Raw genomic sequence first — 20403 nt, forward strand, 5'->3', positions numbered from 1 at the left:
CGCAACCGACCGGCGTTTCACCGGGCGACGGCCAGACAGTAAGCCTCGTCGCTGGCGAGTAGGTTGCGGTGGGTGTCATCGGCGGTGATGACGCCGTCGTCCAGGACGAGAACACGGTCGGCGGCGTCCAGGAGGGCCGGGCTGCTGGTGATCACGACTGTGGTGCGACCGCGGCGCAATCGCGCCACGTTACGCGCGATGAGTTGTTCGGTGACCGCGTCAACGGCCGTTGTCGGGTCGTGCAGCACCAGCACGTCACTGTCGGCGGCCAGCGCGCGGGCCAGGGATAGTCGTTGTCGCTGGCCCCCGGAAAGGTTCGCCCCGCGGTCGCGGACCGCGTAGTCGAGGCCGTCGCGGTGCAGGGAGACGACGTCGGTCAGCATGGACGCCTCGACGGCCTCGGGAATCATGGAGCTGGTGCCCGATGGGTCGATGTTCGTGCGGAGGGTGCCGGCGAAGATCTCCCCGTCGTACGGGTTCACCAGCATGTGCTCGCGGACGGCCTCGATCGACAGTTCCGCGATCGGTTGCCCGCTGACCCGCACTACTCCCTCGTACGCAGGGGGCGCGGCGTTTACCGACAGGATTGCCGCGAGGTCGGCCGCGGCGCGCGGCTGGTAGACGGCGATTGCCACGAACTCGCCGGGGGAGACCTCGAACTTCAGCTTGCGTAGGGCCCCGTAGCGCACGCAGTCCACATCGAGCCCGCCGCCCGCGGTCGGGCGCTTGGGCCCCGGGGTGCTCGCCGGCGGCGCGGAGAGCACCAGCGACATTCGCTCGGCCGACGCGCGCGCGATCATCACGTACTTGGGCATCTCCGAGAACAACTTGAGCGGCTCCATGATGAACTGCGCAAGGCCCACGGCCATGACCAGTTCCCCGATGGTGATGTGGCCGCCGAACGCCAGCCAGCCCGCCGTCAGGGACACGGCGGCGGCAAGGACCGCGCTCAGGGCCAGGGCGGTACCCGCGTACGTGCCGTTCACCCTGGCGACGGTGATGGCCTGCTGCTTCGCGTCCGTGCTGACCTTGCGGTAGGACGCGAACGCCGCATGGTTGCCGCCGAAGCCGTGCAGCGGGCGCAGGCCAATGATCAGGTCGGCGACCTTGGCGCCTGCCCGCGCCACCCGGGCCTGCTGTTCACGGGTACTGGCGCCGATCCGCTTGGACATCACGGCGAGGATCGACAAAATAGCGACGGTCCCCACGATCACCAGCAGACCGAGTCGCAGGTCGGCAAGGCCCAGGGCGACCGCCGCGACCACCACCGCAACCAGTGAGCTGACCAGCAGCGGCACCACCTCGATGATGTCCGCGGTCTGATCGGCGTCCTCGGTGGCGATGGTCAGCACTTCGCCGGACTTGAGGTCAACGTCCCTGGCCACCGGCTGGAGCCCGCAGGCGGCGACCTGCACCCGCCAGCGGTGCGCCTCGGTCGTGTTGGCCTTTTGCAGGATGCGCATCCCGAATCGCCACGACAGCGACACCGTCGTGATGATCACCGCAAGGGCGCCGACCGACAGGCCGAGCGCGGTCAGGCTGCGGTCCTGCATCGTGTGCTCGACGATGAGGCCCAGCGCGATGGGAAACGCGGTCTCCCCCGCCTGGTACAGGCCCATGAGGGCGGTGCCCCCGGCCATGGCGCCGACGTTGCGACGCAGTGCGGTCCATAGGATGTCCGACCCCGGTCGGGGTCGCTGCGTGTTAGGAGTTTTCATCAAGGTGGCGGGCAATCGCTTCCGGGGTTCGCAGGGTGAACAGATCACGGATCGTGATCACAGGACCGTACTCCCGGCGGAGCAGCCCGATCAGCCGCACCGCCAGCATGGAGTGCCCGCCAAGGGACACGAAGTCGCTCACCGCGCTCACCTCGTCATCGTCCAGGTCCAGTGCCTCGGCGAAGAACTCGCATACCGCGGTCTCGGTCTCGGTTTGTGGGGCGCGTTCTCCCGCCGTGGTCAGCGTGCCGAGCGGCTTGGCTGCTGGCAATGCCTTGGTGTCAACCTTTCCGTTCACGGTGAGCGGGATGCTGTCGACCTGGGCGTAGTGCGTCGGGCGTAGGAAGTCCGGCAGCTTGGTGCCCACCTCGCCGGCGACCTGCGCCACGTCGCCGCCGTCCAGCACGAGATAGGCGGCCAGCCGGTAGGCGCCGTCCACCTGCGGGTCGGGTTGCGCGACCGCGGCGGCGAAGCGCACCGCCGGATGCGCCGCGAACACGGCCTCGACCTCACCGAGTTCGACCCGATGCCCGCGAATCTTCACCTGCTGGTCGGTGCGACCCAGGTACATCAGGTTCCCGTCAGGCCGGCGGGCCACCAGGTCCCCGGTGCGGTACATGCGCTCGCCGGGTTTGCCGAACGGGCACGCCACGAAGCGGTGTGCGGTCTGGGCGCTTTGCCCTAGGTAGCCGCGTGCGATGCCGATGCCCGCCACGTACAACTCCCCGGGAACGCCGTCAGGCAGGGGCCGTAGCCACGGGTCCAGTACGTACGCCTCGGTGTTGTCGATCGCCACGCCCACCACCGGGTCCTGGCATTCGAAGGTGCCAACGCCCAGGGTGTTGATGGTGTACTCGGTGGGCCCGTACAGGTTGTAGCCGACCGTCCCCTCGGTCTCGGCGAGCCGCCGCCACAGCGTCGGGGTGACGGCCTCGCCGCCGAGCAGCACCAGCGCCGGCCGCCGCTGCGGGGTGTCGAGCAGGCCCTCAGCCACCAGTTGCTGTGCATAGGTCGGGGTCACGTTGATGACGTCGATCCCGTGCTCGCGGCAGTATGCGACCAGCCGGGGGGCGTCGCGGCGCAACTCCTCGTCACAGATGTGGACCTCGTGGCCATCGGCGAGCCACAGCAGCTCCTCCCACGACATGTCGAACGCGAACGACACGGTGTGCGCCACCTTGAAGACCCGGTGGTCGTGCTCGGCGAGGACCGGCTCGAAGATTCGCCGCTGGTGGTTGATCAGCATGTTGGTGAGCCCGGCGTACTCGGTGACCACGCCCTTGGGCTTACCGGTCGAGCCGGAGGTGTAGATCGTGTACGCGGGGTGCCGCAGCCGGTTCGGGTCGTCCGGCGCGAACGTCACGAACGGATCAGCTTCCGGCAGGGGGCGATCCAGCTCGATCAGCTCGCCGCTCAACCGGGGAGATACGCCACTTACGGTGAGGATCACCTCGGGTTGGGCGTCCGCGACGATGGCCGCGATCCGCTCGTCGGGGTGGTCCAGTTCCAGCGGCACATACGTGGCGCCGACGCGGAGCACCGCGAACAGCGCCACGATCGAGTCAAGGGAGCGCGGGATCGCCAGACCCACGGTCATCTCGGGGCCAATGCCCCGCTGGGCGAGCACGCCCGCCACCGCGCGGCTGCGCTCTTGGAGTTGGGCGAAGGTCAGGGCCGAACCGTGGGCGACGAGCGCGATCCGCCGCGGATTGCGGTCCGCCGCACGGTCGAAGCGGTCGATGACGGTGTCCGTGCCGACGTCGGTGCGCTCGGCGGGCTCGGGATGGGGTTCCAGCCCCCGCAGAGCGCCCACCTGGCCCGTCGATCGTGCCAAGTCTTCGAGTATCCGCAGATAGTCGGCGAGGAGACGGTGGGCGGTGGCGGGGTCATCGCCGCGGTGCTCCAGTTTGACCGTGAGCTGCTCGCCGGGCGTGACGACCCAGGTGAACGGGTAGTGGGTGGAGTCGTCGGCCTGCACCGAGGTGATGCCGTGCCGGGTGTTCATCTCGGCGAACGCATCCAGGTCCAGGAAGTTTTGGAGGACGAACAGGTTGTCGAAGAGGGTGTCGTGTCCACTGGCTCGCTGGATCTCGCCTAGCCCCAGGTGCTCGTGCTCCATCGCCGCGGCCCGGGCCGCCTGGACGTCCGACAGATATTCGCCGACCGAGTCGGCGGGCCGCGCCCGCGTCCACATGGGCACCGTGTTGAGCAGCACACCGACGATGCCGGCGTGGCCCTCGCCCTCCCGGCCCGAGACTGTTACGCCGAACACGGCATCAGTGCGGCCGGTGTGGGCGCCGAGGAGGAGGCCGAACGCGCCGGTCAGCACCGAGTTCAGCGTGACACCGTGCGCCCTGGCCGCTTGTCGCAGCAACTCCGACAGCTCGGCGGACAGCGTGCGCACCACAGCACGCGGCACATCGTCCGGCAGGGCGGGCGTCGGCCCGGCGAGCAGCGTGGGACCCGACAGACCGGACAGGTGCTCCGCCCAGAAGCGGTTCGACACCACCGGGTCCTTGGCGTCGAGGGCTCGGGCGTAGTCCTCGAAGCTGGGCAGGGCCGGGGCCGCATCGAGCGGCTCGCCCGCGACGATGGCCTGATAGGCGTCGAACAGGTCCCGCAACACGATCTCGCGCGACCAGCCGTCCCACAGCAGCAGGTGATAGCTCAGCAGCAGCCCATCGCGGCCATTGGGCGTACGCACCACGGTCACCCGGATCAGCGGCGGCGCATCGAGGTCGAACCCCGACGCGCGGTCCCGCGCGCGCAGGGCCTCAACGTCGGCGTCCGTCGTCAGATCGACCGTGCCGATATCGACCCGCCGACCCGCCTTGAGGACCTGGACCGGGTTTCCGTCGTCGTCGGTGCCGAATCCGGCGCCCATGACGGGGTGCCGCGCGATCACGTACGCCATGGCCTTGGCCAGCGCGTCGGTGTCCAGGCGCCGATCGAATGTGAAGTAGCTCTGTGCGACGTAGTGCCCTGTTGGGCCCGCCAGTTGGGCCTGGAAGAACAGACCCCGTTGGAGCGGGGTGACCGGCGCCGTGCGCTCGGCCGTCGCGGCGGCGCTGCCGATGTGCTCCAGCGCGGTGCGCCAGTGCTCGGTGATGTCCTGGGGTATGCCCTCGGCAAGGGTGAAGGCCGCGTGCAGGCTTCCGGTGACGTCGTCGATCCACGCGTTGACCTCGACAGCGTACGGGCTGCCCTGGTCGCCGCCGGTCAGGTGCAGCGCCTGGGATTCGCTGCCGCGGCCGAGGTAGTTGAACAGCACCTGCGGGCGGGCGTTGAGCAGCGGGGCCGTCTGCGGGTTGAGGTACCTGAGTTGGCCGTAGGCGACGTGGCCGCGCTCGTCCGGTTGGCGTTGGGTGATCTCGCGCGCCGCCGCGACGGGGTCGGTGTGCGCGCTGACCCGCACCGGCGCGATGGAGGTGAACCAGCCGATGGTGCGGGTGTAGTCGTGGTGTTCTTCGACCGGAACCCGGCCGTGCCGCTCCAGTTCGATCGCGAGATCGGTGGGCGCGGACTGGATGTGCGTCAGTGCGGTACGCAGCGCGCCGCACAGCAACTCGGTGAGACCCACGCCGAGCGCGGCGGGCGCACTGCGCGTCACGCGCTCGCTCACCTCGGGTTCGAGCACGACCACGGTCTCCCGCAGGTGGTGGACCGCGGGCAGCAGTGCCGGCGCCTGGAGCGTGCTGAGCCAGTGTCCGAGGTCGCTGGTCAGTTGGGCGGACTGCACCGTCAGGGCTTCGGCGTACTCGGCGTAGGAGGTGGTCGGCGGTGCCAGGGGCGTGCCGCTCAGCGCGGTGGCCAGGTCATCGAGGAGAACCAGCCAGGACACCGCGTCCACGGCGATGTGGTGCACGGTGATTGCCAGCGTGCGGCTCGCCGCAAGCCAGGAGAACGCGATGACATCTGCGGTGCTGGGGTCGAGCCGCCCGGCGGCCTCGTTCGCCGCCGCCGCCGCCGCCGTCACATCGGCCGCGTCCGTACGGACGACGGTGATCTCGCGGGCGGGTTCGGTGCGTAGGGCCCATACGCCGTGCTCGACGCGCAGCCGCAACCGAAGCGCCGGGTGCGCGGCCACGACGGCGTTCGCAGCGTGCTGGACGTCGGCGAGGCTGGTGCCCTCGGCTGCCACCAGCGCCCTGGCCTGGGCGAACCGGGCGAGGGAGCCGCCCAGTTCCCGCTGCCGCAAGATGATCGGCGTCGCGGGCAGCGGACCGTCATCGCGGCGAGCCTGCGCGGCCGGCGCTGCCTGCGGGGTGCGTAGGCTCAGGTGCTCGGCGAGGGCGCGCGGGGTCTTAAACGAGAACACGTCGCGGGGCGCGATCGACAGGCCGAGCGCCCTGGCCCGGTTGACCACGGTGATGGCGACGATGCTGTCGCCTCCGGCGCGGAAGAAGTTGGTGTCGGCATCGACAGCGGTGCCGGGCAGTGCCCGGGCGAAGATGTCGATCAGCGCGGTGAGCGCGGCGTCGAACGCGGCCACCGGCGCTTCGGCTTGTGTGGCCTGTGCGGCTTGTGCGGCGCGCGCGGTCAGGGCCTTGCGGTCCAACTTGCCGTTGACCGTCAGCGGCAGGGCGGCGACCGGCAGCACCCGGCCGGGCACCATATGGACGGGCAGCTTGGCGGACAGCAGGTCGGTGACGTCATCAGGCACCCGGCCCACGACGTGCGCAACGAGATGGTCGCCGCTGTCGGCCACGGTGACGGCCGCATCGACGATACCGGCGAGCTCTCGAACCGCGGACTCCACTTCACCGAGTTCGATGCGAAAACCCTTGAGCTGGACCTGGTCGTCGGCCCGGCCGGCGAACTCCAACTCGCCGTCGAGCGTACGGCGAGCGAGGTCACCCGTGTGGTACATGCGGGAGCCGTCGTCCGCGAACGGGTTCGCCACAAACCGGCCCGCGGTGAGCCCCGGCCGGCCCAGGTAGCCGAGCGCCAGCTGGTCGCCGGCGACGTAGATGGCACCCACCTGGCCCGGCGGCACCGGCCGAAGCCGGTCGTCGAGCAGATAGGTGACCAGGCCAGGAAGGGGACCGCCGATCGGGCTGACGTCATCCCCGAAGGCGAAGTCCTCATCGGTGAGCACGCGATGGGTGACATGGACGGTGGTCTCGGTGATGCCGTACATATTGACCAACTCGGGCGCACTGGCCCCATGTCGCTCCACCCAGCCGCGCAACCGCCCGAGGTCCAGCGCCTCGCCTCCGAAGATGATCCGGCGTAGCGCCGTGACCGGTTCGTCGGCACGCCGATCGGCCTCGATGAACTGGTAGAACGCAGAAGGGGTTTGGTTCAGCACGGTCACCGCGCGCTCGCGGATCAACCGGTGGAAGTCGTCCGGGGAGCGGGTCAGCCCGTACTCCGGCACCAGCAGCTCGCCACCGTGCACGAGGGCGCCCCACAGCTCCCAGACCGCGAAGTCGAAGGAGAAGGAGTGGAACTGCACCCATACGTCGTGCGGGCCGAAGTGCATGTCGGGCTGGGTGTTCGCAAGGAGGGTCACTACGCTGGAGTGCGGAACGACGACACCCTTGGGCCGGCCGGTGGAGCCGGACGTGTAGATCACGTACGCGGGATCGTGCCAGTTGACGACCGGTTCGGTGGTGTCCAGCGGCAGTTCATCCCCCTGCACGAGCACGCGGGCTCGCACGCCCGCTCGGGCCAGCAGCCCGGTGAAGCGGTCGCGCTGTTCGCGAGCTACGAGGACGACCTGCGGGGCGGCGTCGGCGAGGATGTACTCCAGCCGTTCGTCCGGGTACGCCAGGTCCAGCGGTACGTAGGCGCCGCCCGCGGTGACGACCGCGACCAGGGCGACGACCTGTTCAACGGAGCGCGGAACGGCGACGGCGACCCGCTTGCCGGGCCCGACGCCGGCCGCACGCAGGGCCATCGCCAACTCGCCCTTAGCGGCGGCCAGTTCGCCGTAGGTCAGTGACCTGGTAGTGCCGTCGAGAGCGCATTGGGTGACGGCGGTGGCTGCCGGATCGCGCTGCGCGGCGGCGTCGAACAGTTCGCCCAGGGTCGTTGGGGGAAGCTGGGCCAGGTGCTGGCCGGCCTTGGGGGCCAGCTCGTCAACGAGGGCATCGGGTCGGTTGAGTAGGCCGGTGAGGGTCTGGGTGAACGTGTCCACGATCGTCTTGGCGCTGCGTGGGCGCAGCAGTTCCCCGTCGTAGATCAAGTTGAAGCGCGGGCGCCCGTCGCTCGCGCGCTCCACCACCAGGGTCAACGGGTAATGCGGGGCGCCCTCGTTGACGATGTCGGTGATGACCAGCGCGTCATCGGGCCCGCGCAGCGCCTCCACATCGGTCGCAACGTCGAACACCACCAGGGTGTCGAACAGGGAGCCGGCGCCAGCTTGGCGACCGATCCTCGCAAGCGACACGTGCTGGTGCGCCACCACCGTGCTCTGGTGTTCCTTCACCGCGGTGAGCAGGTCGCGCGCCGTGCTGGCGGCGGTCCACCGGGCGCGTACGGGAATCGTGTTGATGAACAGCCCGACCATGTCCCCGATGCCGGGTACGTCGGCGTCGCGCCCGGACACCGTGGAACCGAAGACGACGTCCCTGCCGTGCAGGATGCCGCCCAGCGTCAGCGCCCAGGCGCTGTGCACGGCCGCGCTCAGGGGCACACCGGCCGACCGGGCCGCGGCGTCCATGTCGATAGCGGGTTCAGTTGGCTTCGCGGCCTCAGCGGTCTTAGCGAATTCGGTTGGTTCAGCAGCCTCAGCGGCATCAGCCACCGCAGCGGCATCAGCGGCGGTGTCGGCGAACCGTTCGGATGGGGTGTGCCCTTCGGCGACCAATGAGGGCCCGGGCAGCTCGGCCAGTTCAGCGCGCCACACCCGGTCGCTCTCGTCGTGATCGCGTGCGGCGAGCCAGCTGACGTAGTCGCGGAAGCCACCGAGCGGGTGCACGGTCCCCGGCGCGTGGTATTCGGCCAGCAGCGCGCGAAGCATCGGCGGCACCGACCAGCCGTCCGCAATGATGTGGTGCACGGTCTGCACCAGGACGTTGCGGCCCGAGCCGGCGCGGATGAGCGTGTACCGCATCAGCGGCCCAGTGGCCAGGTCGAACCCGGCACGGCGGTCCCGCTCGGCGTGGTGGCGAATCTCCTCGTCGCTGATGGCGGGGCGGTCCAGCGTCGTGAAGGGCGCCTGCACACCGCTCTCCACGATGGACACCACACGGCCATCGGCGAGGGCCGTGAAGCGGGCCCCCAGGTTGGGGTACAGCGTGAGCAGCCGGGTGGCCGCCGCCGCGAGTCGATCGGCATCCACGTCGCCGTTCAGGGTCAGCAGTTGCTGCTCGACGTAGCTGCCGCTCGCGTCGTCGTCGAAGACCGAGTGGAAGTACAGGCCCTCCTGCAACGGGGTCAGCGGCAAGATGTCGCGCAGTGCCGGCCCGTCCACGTCATCGATATCGGCCTGAGTCAGCGATACCAGCGGGAAGTCACTGGGGGAGTGGCCACCTTCTTCGAGCGCGGCCAAGGCGGCCAGGGTCGCTGTGAAGTAGCGGCCGATGCTGGCAATGTCCTCGTCGGTGAACACCCCATCCGGCCAGGACAAGGTGGTGACCAGTTCGTACGCGCCACTCGCGTCGGGTTCAGCGATCGCGTTGAACTCCAGGGCGCGGGGCAGGCGCATCCGCAGGTCGCGCTTCTCGCCCAACTGCCCCGTGGAGCCCGCGAGTTGCCAGTCTCCGACTGCGCCCGCTTCGAAGCGGCCCAGGTAGTTGAACAACACCTGCGGTGCGGGCGTGGTCAGTCCGGTGTCGGTCAGGTATCGCAGGGCGCCATAGGAGACGCCATTGCTTGGCACCCGGGCGAGGTCCTCCTTGACTGACTTCAGGGCGGCGGCCAGATACGTGGGCGCGGTGAAGTCGGCCGCCGCGCCGGGGTCCACGGTCACCGGAAACAGGGTGGTGAACCAGCCCACGGTTCGCGACAGATCCGGCTCGAAGCCGGCGTCGCCCGCCACGAAACGCCCCTCGCGGCCGTGTCCCTCAAGTTCGATGTGGGCGAACGTCTGATCTTGCCCACGGTCGCGGCGCCACCGGGCGAGAGTGACGGCAAGTGCGGTCAACAAGACGTCGTTGACGCCCGCGTGGAACTTCGCGGGGATCTCGCCGAGGAGCGCGGCCGTGTCCTTGGAGCCGACGGTGACCGTATGCGTCCGCTCTCGGGCGACGGTGTCGGCTTCGGTCAGCGCACGCCTGCCCACCGGCGCGTCCGCTCCCGGCAGCGGCTGCTCGAAGTGCGTACGGTCCGCATCGAATGCCGCACGCTCCAGCAACTGCGTCCAGCGCCTGAACGACGTGCCCACGGGCGGCAGGTCGATCGGTGTACCGGCGACGAACTGGCGCCAGGCCGTGGCCAGGTCGTCCATCACGATGCGCCAGGACACGCCGTCGATCACGACATGGTGGGCAACCACGACCAGTTGCTGTGCCGCGCGGCGCCACACAGCGCGCAGCAGCACGCCGCCCGCAGGGTCGAGCCCTTCGGTGGCGAGCGCGACGCACTCCGCAAGCGGACGGTCACTTGCCTGCCACCCCACGACGGCCGGGCCGGCTGGAGGGATGTCGAAGCTCCAGCGCTCACCGCGCACCAGCTTGGCGCGCAGCATGTCGTGCCGCCCGAGCAGGGCGGCGAGGATCTCGTCGAGTGCGTCGGCGGTCAGGTCCGCCGGCGTGTTCAGTACGACCGACTGTACGAAGCCGTCGATCGCGTCCGTGGTCTGGCCGAGCCACTGCACGATGGGCGACCCCACCACGGGGCCGGTCGCGATATCGCCGTGATCCACGGTGGAGACGTCTTCACGGCTCGCCACCGCGGCCAGTGCCCCCAGCGAGCTGTGGGTGAAGATCTGCCGTGCGGTGACGTAAAGGCCCGCGTCCCGCAGCGCGCTCAGCAGCGAGATCGCCAACATGCTGTCCCCGCCGAGCTGGAAGAAGTCCTGGTCGACACCGGTCTTCTCCAGTCGCAGCACCGCCGCGACGGTCGCACACACCACGCGCTCGTTGTCGGTGGCGGGTGCCACGACGGAGCCTGTGTCGATCGAGGGCTCCGGCAGGGCGCCCCGATCGAGCTTGCCGTTCGCGGTGAGCGGGAACTCCTTCATGACGACGAGGTGGGCGGGCACCATGTACTCCACCAGGTGCTGGGCGGCCCACGCCTTGACGTCGTCCGCCCGCAGATCCGCACTGCCAGCGGCCGGGATCACGTATCCCACCAGGTAGGTGCCGCCCGCCGTGTTCTTCTTCGCGACGACGCAGGTGTGCCGCACCCCGGGATGTTCCGCGAGGCCCGACTCGACGTCCTCGATCTCCAGCCGCATGCCGCGGATCTTGACCTGGTTGTCGGCGCGCCCGAGGAAGTCCAGCGATCCGTCCGGGGCGTACCGCGCCAGGTCACCGGTCCGGTACAGCCGGGACCCGTCCCCGGCGAACGGATTGGCCACGAACCGGGATGCCGTGAGGCCGGGCGCGTTGACGTATCCGCGCCCAAGGAGGTGTCCTCCCACGTACAACTCACCACCGACCCCGACCGGGACCGGGCGCAGTTCGTCATCCAGTACATAGAGCTGGGTGTTGGGGTTGGCCTTGCCGATCGACGTCGAAAGGCGCTCGGCCACGCCCCGGTAGATGACGTGGGAGACGCCGATGGTCGTCTCGGCCGGGCCGTAGCCGTGGTAGAGGGGAATGTCGAGCTGGGTGCGGAACCGCGCGTACAGCTCTGGGGTCAGTACCTCACCGCCGCACCATACGTGCCGCAGGCTGCCCAGGCGGCCGGAGTCGCCCGCTATCTCAAGAAGCACGTCCAGCATGGACGACACCAGGTAGGTGAAGGTGACGCGCTGCTCGGCTATCACGCTCAGCAGGTGGTGCGGATCGCGTTCGCCGCCCGGACGCAAAATCACCAACTTGCCGCCGGACACCAACGGCAAGAAGATTTCGTTGATGGAGATGTCGAAGGACAGCGGCGCCTTGAACAGCGAAGCGTCGTCAGGGCCGAAGCCCAGGATCTCGCCGACTTGCCACAGCAGGCGCTCGCTGATCGCCTCGTGCCGGATCATGGCGCCCTTGGGCCGCCCGGTCGAACCAGACGTGAAGATCACATATGCCAGGGCCTGGCCAGGGACGGTTGCCTCGGGCCCCTCGACGGGGTAAGCATCCAATGTCCAGTTGCCGAGGGCGACGGCCACGGCGTCCGGTTCGCCCGCGGCGCGCTCACCCGACTCATTGAGTTGCAGCACCACCCGGGCGTCCTCGATGACGACGGCTCGGCGCGCGGCGGGCCACTGCGGATCGAGCGGAACGAACGCGCACTTCGCCTGGAGCACGGCGAGGAGTCCGATGACCATCTCGGCGGAGCGGCCCAGTGAGATACCGACGACCTGCTCAGCGGTGAGGCCGCGTTCGATCAGGTGATGTGCTAGCTGGCTGGATTTTTCGGCCACCTCACGGTAGGTCAGCGACCGGTGCTCATCGACGATCGCGACGGCGTTGGGCCTGGTACGTGCCTGCGCACGGAACATCTCCATGATGGTCGGGCGGACCCGGTCGGCCTGGGTGTCGTTCCACTTGGCCAGGACCTCGATCCTCGCCGCGATGCTGGACGGGCTGATGGTGCCGATGGGTCGGTCCGGGAAGTCGGCCAGGTCATCAAGGGCGAGCTGGGCCTCGGCCGGTGCTACGCCATCGGGAACGGTGATGTTGAGGCCGTCCGCGCCCACCTCCCACCCGTCATCGCCGGCAGCGCCGTTGGCGACCCACCCAAGGACATCGGTGAACTGCGTGCCAGGGGACAGGTCTATGCCATTGGGGCTGAGGCCCGTTGCCCAGTACGACAGCCCGATGGCGCACGCCGCGGCGATGGTCCGGTCGTCGTAATCGCCGGCCCGCCGACGTATGTCCGTCAGGCGAGCGGGAGAAAGCAGTACGCGAGAAGCGAGCGGTTCCACCATTGAAGACTCAGCATCCTTCCAAGGCATGCAGGAAACCTAACCTAAGTTAGGCTTACCTAACTACCCTCTCGCCAGGCACGCCACAGCCGCGCGTACTGACCGCCCATAGCCACCAGATCCGCGTGCGTTCCTTCCTCCACCACGCGTCCCGCATCCAGCACGGCGATCCGGTCCGCCGCCATCGCCTGCGTCAGCCGATGCGCCACAAACAGCGCGGTGCGGCCCGCGCACGCGGCCAGCACGGCCCGATCCAGCTCGGCTGCGCCCTCGCTGCCCGCCTCGGCGGTTGATTCGTCGAGCACCACCACCGGCGAGCGGCCCAACTCCAGCCGGGCCAGGGCGATATGGGCCACCTTGGTGCCATCAAGGCGCTCGCCGCCCTCGCCGACCATGGTGTTCAGCCCATCGGGCAACAGCTCGACCCACCCATCGGCTCCGACCACGCGCAACGCCTCAAGGAGGCGGGCATCGCTCGCCTCGGGCGCGGCGAGCCGCAGGTCGTCGGCGAGTGGGCCCGAGAACACGTGTGTCTCCTGCGTCAGGATGCTCACCAAGGCCCGCGCCCCTGCCTCGTCAAGCTCGGCGAGGTCGTGCGATCCGATACGTACCGATCCGGCCTGTGGGGTCCCGATGCCGGCGATCAGCGCGGCCAGTGTGGATTTGCCCGCGCCCGTCGCCCCCACCAAAGCCAACGAACCGCCCGCCGGGATGGACAGATTCACCTCCCGCAGTACCGGTTCCTCAGTGTCGGGATAGCTGAACGTCAGCCCCTCCACCGTCACCGGGTACGGCGCGGTGGCTGCCGGCGCGACGGACTCATCGCCCACCAACCGGTCCTCCGCGGGCTCCCCCAACACCCCGACCAGGCGGGTCAGGCTCGCGCCCGACTTCTGCGCCTCGTCGAACGTGAACATGATGGCGCCCAGCGGGGTGAACAACCGGTGGAACATCAACGGAGCTGCCGACACCTCGCCCAGGCTGGCGGCGTCGGCCTCCAGCAGAAAGTACCCCACCACCAAGATCAGGACCAGACCGATGAACTCGGCGCGATTCTCCCTGCCGACGAACCGGCCGAAGAATCGGAACACCTCGATCCCGAGGTTGCGCACCCGCCATGACTCGCGGGTGACCTGCTCGCGGACGGCGTCCTCAAGGCGGTACGCCCGTACCGTGTCGATCCCGTTCAGACCACTGATCAACGCTTGCGCACGATCGGCCTGGGCCACCCGCTGCTTTCGATAGAGCGGTGCGGACCGGGGCAGATACCAGCGCAGGGCCAGCGCGTACGCGGGCAGCGCGGCGGCGCCGGCTAGGCCGAGCCGCCAGTCAAGTCCGAACATGCCGACCGTGGCGATGACGACCAGCACGCCCGCCGAGAACACCGTGGGCACGGCCGTCCGGATGCCCTTGGACATCACGGCCACATCGTCACCGACCCGGGACAGTACGTCGCCCCGCCCCACCTGCTCGATGCGTGCGCTCGGCATTCCCAACACCGCGCGGACGGCGCCTTCTCGCAACCGGGCGAGCAGATCGGCGCCTAGCCGCCCGATCAGGTACGTCGATGCGGCGGTGGCCGCCGCGCCGAGCAGCGCGGCAGCCCCCATCAATACTCCGACCGTGACCAGCACCGAGCGGGAGTCGCCCGCCACCACCCCGTCAACTACTCGGCCCAGCAGGAGTAGCGGAAGCACCTGGAGCGCCGCCCCGGCCACCGTGGTGAGCACGGTGAAGGCTGCCAGCCATGGGATCTGGCGGCAGTGTGCCGCGACCCATCTGGTGGCCTCACCTCCGGTCGCCGTACGCAGGGTTGTCGGGGCGGGACGGGCGTCGATGGCACTCACACGAAGACCAAATCTTGCCGAGGGTGGAGGGGCGTGGTCAGCACTCCTACTTGACCGATTTCACGAGTTCGTCAATCGCGTACGGCAGGGACAGCAAGGTGCCCTGGGACATGGCCGCACCGACCGCCGGACCCTCACTGTCCAGAAGGTACGACACGTTGCCCTTCTTGACCGCGGGCAGGTTGGCGAACAGCTTGAACTTCTTCAGCGCCTGCGTGTCCGCCTTGTCGTTGATGACGAAGATGCGATCGACGTCCACCAGGTCGATGCGCTCGGGGGAGAGCTCGGTGGAGAAGCTGCCGCCCGCGATCTTGTCGATCTCGGTCTGGTACGTGAAGCCGGTGCCCGTTACCAGCCGTCCGCGCACGTCGGTTGAGGTGAACGGGGCCACGGAGTTCTTGTACCAGCACAGTACGACGGCGGTTTGGCCCCCGAACTCGGGGTGCGCCTTCTTGGCTGTGGCGAGCTTGCTCTCGATGCCCTGCACCAGCTTGGTGCCCTCGTCTTCCTTGCCGAGCGCCTTGGCGATGTGCGCCGCGTTGTCCTGCCACGGCGCGCTGAAGGGCTCCTTCTCGGCCTTCGTACGGCCCACCGTCTTGGCGATGTTGGAGAGCTTGTCGTAGGCGGCCTTGTCGATCTCGGAGTAGACGGCGATGATCAGGTCCGGCCGCAGCGAGGCGATCTTCTCGTAGTTGGGGCCGGAGTCGCCGTTTTCCATGATGACCTCGGGGCGGGTGTCGCCCCACTTGTCCTTCACCCAGGGCCACTGGGTGTTGATGTCAGGCTCCTTGCCCGCCGGGTTCGGGTACTGATCGACCATGCCGACCGGCTTCACGCCAAGCGCCAGCACGGCCTGGTCGTCCGTGTAGCCCACCGTGACGACCCGGCGGGGAGCCTTGGCGATCTTGGTGGACCCGAATGCATGCTCCACGGTGACCGGGAAGGTGCCGCCGGAGGCAGCCGGGGCGTCATCGCTCTTCTTGTCCGTCGAGTCGGAACCGCATCCCGCGAGGAGGCCGACGCCGAGCGTCGTGGCGGTCAATACTGCCGCTAGCCGCCGCCAAGGCTTCTTAAGCGTCGTTCGTTGGAGAAGCATCCGAGATCCCTTGCTTTCGCACTGTCCACTGCACCCCTGTGTGGGGGCAGCCAAACCTTACCCCGCAAAAGTTAGGCCAGCCTACCCTAACTGCTGAACTTCCTTAATGCGTACGGGAGTTGGGAAAGTTACGCCTGTTCGGCGCCGGCCTGATAGCCCACTGCATGGCTGAGGCCGCGGTGCACGTTCCATGGCGTGATCGGCCGCAGGAGCATGCGTAACACCGCCTGACGCGCTATGCGACCGAAGACTGAAGGCCGCCGGGGCCAGGGCCCTGGACCCGTTCCGCTACCTCATCGCCACCGGGAAACGCACCTACCCCACCGCCGACAACCACCCATGGAAGCCCCACCCCAGCGCCCCCTATGGGCCTACAGATCGAGCCGTACGTGCGTACGGCCGATCGGTACGATGAGTGGCCGATCGCCCACCGGATCGTCGATCACCTTGGCCTGCAGCCCGAACGCCTCATGCAACAACTCGGCGGTGATCACGTCACGCGGACTCCCCTGCGCCAGGATAGATCCCGCCCGCATCACGATGAGGTTGTCGCTGTAGCGGGTGGCCAAATTGAGGTCGTGCAGCACCATGACCACGGTGCACCCCCCCTCGTGAAGATCGTCCACCAAATCGAGCACATCGATGGCGTGTGCCAGGTCGAGATAGGTGGTCGGCTCGTCAAGCAGCAGCAGATCGGTGCCCTGGGCCAGGGTCATCGAGATCCAGACGCGTTGGCGCTGACCGCCGGACAGCGAGTCAACCGGCCGCTGGGCCAACTCGGACACCCCGGTCATGGCCAACGCGTCCGCCACGATGCCGGCGTCGTCGGAAGACCACTGCCGCAGCCAACTTTGGTGCGGATGGCGCCCTCTGGCCACCAGGTCGGCCACCGTCAACCCCTCCGGCGCGACCGGCGCCTGCGGCAACAGGCCGAGCTTCTTGGCCACGTCCCTGGTCTTGAGCCTGGCGATGTCATCACCGTCCAGCAGGACCGTCCCCTTGGCTGGCTTGAGCAGCCGCGTCAAGGTGCGCAACAGGGTGGACTTCCCGCACCCATTGGGGCCGATGATCGTGGTGATCACCCCTGGCGGGATCGTCACGTCGAGGCCGTCAATGACCGTCTGGCCGCCATACCCGACCGTAATGTCGCGAGCCGCCAGCCGTGAGGCGCCCTTGAGCGCTGATTGCGTCACGGTTTTGGTCCCGGCCTCGGACTGCGCCTCGGACGTGGCCTCGGACTCGATCTCGGTGATGAACTGAGCGTCCACAAGCCCCCCTCGCTTAGGTTCGCCTTGCTTTCTTACCATCTATTTGAGGTTCGCCCGCACGAGCAGATAGACGAGGAACGGGCCGCCGATCGCTGCGGTGACCACACCGACCGGAAGACTGATCGGCAGCGCCGTACGCGCGACCAGATCCGAGCCGATCAGCAGTAGCGCTCCGACCAGGCCGGAGACCACCATCGGCGGCGTCGGGCACCTCGCCACACGCATCGCCACCTGCGGCGCGACCAGGGCGACAAACGGCACCGGGCCCGCCGCGCTCACCGCAGCAGCGGCCAACAGGACCGCGCATAGCAGCAGGACGGCCCGCACCCTTGAGTACCGGACGCCCAGACCGGCGGCGACCTCGTCGCCGAGGTGCATTGGCTTGAACTGGAAGGCGACAACGGCGACGACGACGCACAGGACGAGCGTGCACCAGGACGCCAACCGAACCTCGTCCCACGATCGGTCGTCCAATGAGCCGACCAACCACGCCTGTGCCCTGGCCACGTCCTTGATGTCGGCCGAGACCAGCAACCAGGTGGTGATCGCCTGCATCACGGCGCTCACCGAAATGCCGATGAGAATGAGCCGGAAGCCATCGACACCACGCCGCCACGCCAGGAAGTACACCAGCAGCCCCGTGCCGAGACCGCCCGCGAGCGCCGCCGCGGACAGGCCCACCGTGCTGACGACCGCCGCCGTGGTGCCGCCCGACACCGTCACCAAGAACACCGCGACCGCACTGGCTCCGCCCGTGATGCCCAAAATGTCCGGGCTGGCCAGAGGGTTGCGCGCAACGGACTGCAAGATCGCCCCGGACACCCCCAACGCGATCCCCACCACGACACCGGCCAGGGCGCGCGGCATCCGCAGATCCATGACCACGAACTCATCGACCTGTTCACCGCGGCCGAGAATCGTGGCGATCACCCGGGACAGGCTGATGGGGAAGTCCCCGATGCTGATGGAGAGGCAGAACAGCAAAAAGGTCGCCGCCGTCAGCAGCAGCGTGACCAAGACGAGCCAGGGCCGCCAAACGAACGACATGGGTCCGAGCCGCACGCCCGGCGCCACCGATGCCTTCACTTCTGTCCCGTTCATGCGCTCTTGAACTTTCCTCGCCACACCAAAATCGCGAAGAACGGGGCGCCGAGTAGGGCCACCACGACCCCCGCGTCCAACTCGCCAGGCCGCACCACCAAGCGCCCCACGATGTCGCAGACCAGCAGCACGACGGAGCCGAGCAGCCCCGCGTACGGCACCAGCCAGCGGTAGTCAGGGCCGGTGAGATACCGGGCCACGTGAGCGACCATGAGCCCCAAAAACGCGATGGGGCCGCACGCCGCCGTGGCCGCGCCCGCCAGCAGGGTGATGGCGATGATGCCGATGGTCCGGCTCAGCGCGATGTTCACTCCAAGGCCCCGCGCCACGTCGTCACCCAGGTTGAGCAGGTTCAGGGCGGGCAGGGTGATCACTGTCAGCGCCAATCCGACCGCGATGAACACGGTCACCGGCCAGATGACGTCGAATCCGACACCGGCCACGGACCCCGAGTTCCAAAATCGCAGCGCATTCAGCGACTTCTGGTCGGACAGTGCGACCGCCGTGGTCATCGCCGTGAGAAACACCGTGATCCCTTGCCCGGCCAGGGCAAGCGTCAACGGGTTGCCCGCCCCCCGGCCAATGCTCGCAAGGCCGAAGACGATGACGCCGGCGACCGCGGCCCCCGCAAACGCGAACCAGACGTACTGGAACGGGTCGGTAAGCCCAAACACGGCGATCACCGTCACCACGGCGAACGAAGCACCGGAGTTCACGCCCAGCAGCCCCGTGTCGGCGATGGGGTTGCGCGTGTACCCCTGGATCAGCGCACCGCCGACCCCCAGCGCGATGCCCGCCACGATCGCGAGCACCGTCCGGGGCACCCGCACGGTCTCCATGATGAGCCTGATCTCGGTGCGCCGCTGATCGGAGTCGGGCGCCGCGAACAGCCCGTGCCAGACCTCGGCGGGACTCAACGCGCGGGCACCAACGGCCAACGACACCATCGCGGCGATCGCAAGGATCACCACCAGCGCGCCCAACCCCACCCCCCGCCGCCGACGAGCCTTCGATATCCCCGGGGGCACGGGGCGCTCCACTACAGTCGTGCACATGTCGCGTACGTTATCCCTTTGATCCACCGCAAATGCCCGGCCAGTTGGGCACCCTGCGCTCGCGTGTGGCGCGCTTGCTGAACGAGATCGCCAGGGCCTCATTGCAGGAGCCGAAGCCGAAGCCAATGAGGTCGTGGACCGGTGGTGCGTCGTCAGGAAGAACCTGTGCCATGTCACTCCCATCGTGCGGGAAAGCCGCCTGTCAGGCGTGGAGAGGGTACGAAAGGTGCGCGCGCTGGGGGAGCGGACCAGTTAACTTAGGTGAGCCTAAGCTAATGGTGCAATGCTGTCGATACCGGGGTCGGGGTCTGAATACGTCCCGGCTCTCGGGGGGAACTCGCCCCGTCGCTAACTAAGTAAGCATGGCTCACGTACGCGTATGCCGCCGGCCTCGATCCCGTCTGTTCCCGTCTGTTCCCGTCTGTTCGGCGTATTGGCATCGGCCGCACCGCCGCACCGCCGCACCGCCGCATCGCTCCGCCGAGGCTGGGTGGACGAGACGCCCGCTGGTGCCGACGAGAGACGTCGTACGGGCGCGGCGGCATCCTCGCTTCCCTCTTGAAGCTTCCCTCTCGGAGCTTCCCTCTCGGCGCGAACCAACCGCACGCTCTCCGCTTCACGTTGAGCCGGCTCCCGCCCTCGCCATGGCAGACGCGGTCATGACCGCTCGCCGCGACGTGCGCGGTAAGCGCGTTGTTGGCAGGCGCGTGAGCAGTATTTCCGGGGCCGGCCGCGGGCGGCCCGTGGCACCGGCTCCCGGCAACTGAGGCAGAGCACCGCGTTTTCGTCACACAGAGGCGAATGCGCGACGCTTTCGTCACGCGTTGGCGTCTTTTCGCGCTGCTTTCCGCCGCTGCGGGCCGCGCGAGCGGCGGCGACGAGGTCGGTACCGAAGAAGCGTCCGCGTGGGGTGTGCGCGGACAGCTCGGCCTCCAGGATGGGGCAGCACGCGATGTCGTCGTCCTCGCAGCGCAGCAGATGGGCGAGGTAGTCCCGGGCGGCCTCCAACTGCCCGATCCGCTGCCCCAGCAGCGTGATCTGCTCGTCGATGGTGCGCTGCCAGGCGCTGTGAGTGGCGTTTCCCGAGGTGACGACGGCCGCCTGGGCCAGCGGCAGCTGCCCCACCACGCAACACAAGTAGGCGAGACCGACCCGGCGGAGGTCGGCATCGCGGTAGAGCCGCTTGCCGCCGTTGCGGGCGGGCGAGTTGAGCACGCCCTGGCCCTCCCACCACCGCACCGTGGACGGCGCGAGGCCGTACAGCGCCGCTGCTTCGCCGATGGAGACCGCTTGGTGCATCACGAGTTCAGTTGACATCAAGTTGGCTTCACAAGGCAAGATTTAAC

General features: G+C 68.6%; 8 protein-coding genes. All 8 read right to left on the bottom strand.

Features of this window, described 5'->3' with window-relative positions:
• Positions 1-17: 17 nt before the first annotated feature.
• The 8 genes from FHS42_RS26605 to FHS42_RS26640 all read right to left on the bottom strand — a co-directional run bounded on the left by FHS42_RS26605 (position 18) and on the right by FHS42_RS26640 (position 20374).
• The gene (locus FHS42_RS26605; protein WP_184576248.1) at positions 18-1718 is read right to left on the bottom strand and encodes an ABC transporter ATP-binding protein; all 1701 of its coding nucleotides are present in this window, start codon (positions 1716-1718) and stop codon (positions 18-20) included.
• On the bottom strand, positions 1705-12693 hold the full coding sequence (locus FHS42_RS26610; RefSeq protein ID WP_184576250.1) for a non-ribosomal peptide synthetase: 10989 nt from the start codon (positions 12691-12693) through the stop codon (positions 1705-1707). The genes FHS42_RS26605 and FHS42_RS26610 overlap by 14 nt, the downstream gene beginning before the upstream one ends.
• A gap of 56 nt (positions 12694-12749) precedes the next feature.
• Positions 12750-14537, bottom strand: coding sequence for an ABC transporter ATP-binding protein (locus FHS42_RS26615; protein ID WP_184576252.1), 1788 nt, complete (start codon positions 14535-14537; stop codon positions 12750-12752).
• A gap of 46 nt (positions 14538-14583) precedes the next feature.
• Positions 14584-15633 (bottom strand): iron-siderophore ABC transporter substrate-binding protein, encoded by a 1050-nt coding sequence (locus tag FHS42_RS26620; protein ID WP_184576254.1) that lies wholly within the window; start codon positions 15631-15633, stop codon positions 14584-14586.
• Positions 15634-16004: 371 nt separating this feature from the next.
• The gene (locus tag FHS42_RS26625; RefSeq protein WP_184576324.1) at positions 16005-16826 is read right to left on the bottom strand and encodes an ABC transporter ATP-binding protein; all 822 of its coding nucleotides are present in this window, start codon (positions 16824-16826) and stop codon (positions 16005-16007) included.
• Positions 16827-16940: 114 nt separating this feature from the next.
• Positions 16941-18002 carry a FecCD family ABC transporter permease gene (locus FHS42_RS26630; protein ID WP_184576256.1) on the bottom strand — a complete coding sequence of 354 codons (1062 nt, stop codon included), beginning with the start codon at positions 18000-18002 and terminating at the stop codon, positions 16941-16943.
• Positions 17999-19057 (bottom strand): FecCD family ABC transporter permease, encoded by a 1059-nt coding sequence (locus FHS42_RS26635; protein ID WP_184576258.1) that lies wholly within the window; start codon positions 19055-19057, stop codon positions 17999-18001. Before FHS42_RS26635 ends, FHS42_RS26630 begins: the two co-directional genes overlap by 4 nt.
• Positions 19058-19714: 657 nt before the next feature.
• Positions 19715-20374, bottom strand: a complete 660-nt coding sequence (locus FHS42_RS26640; RefSeq protein ID WP_221476896.1) for a helix-turn-helix domain-containing protein — start codon at positions 20372-20374, stop codon at positions 19715-19717.
• Positions 20375-20403: the final 29 nt, after the last annotated feature.

Source organism: Streptomyces zagrosensis (assembly GCF_014203645.1).
GTDB lineage: Bacteria > Actinomycetota > Actinomycetes > Streptomycetales > Streptomycetaceae > Streptomyces > Streptomyces zagrosensis.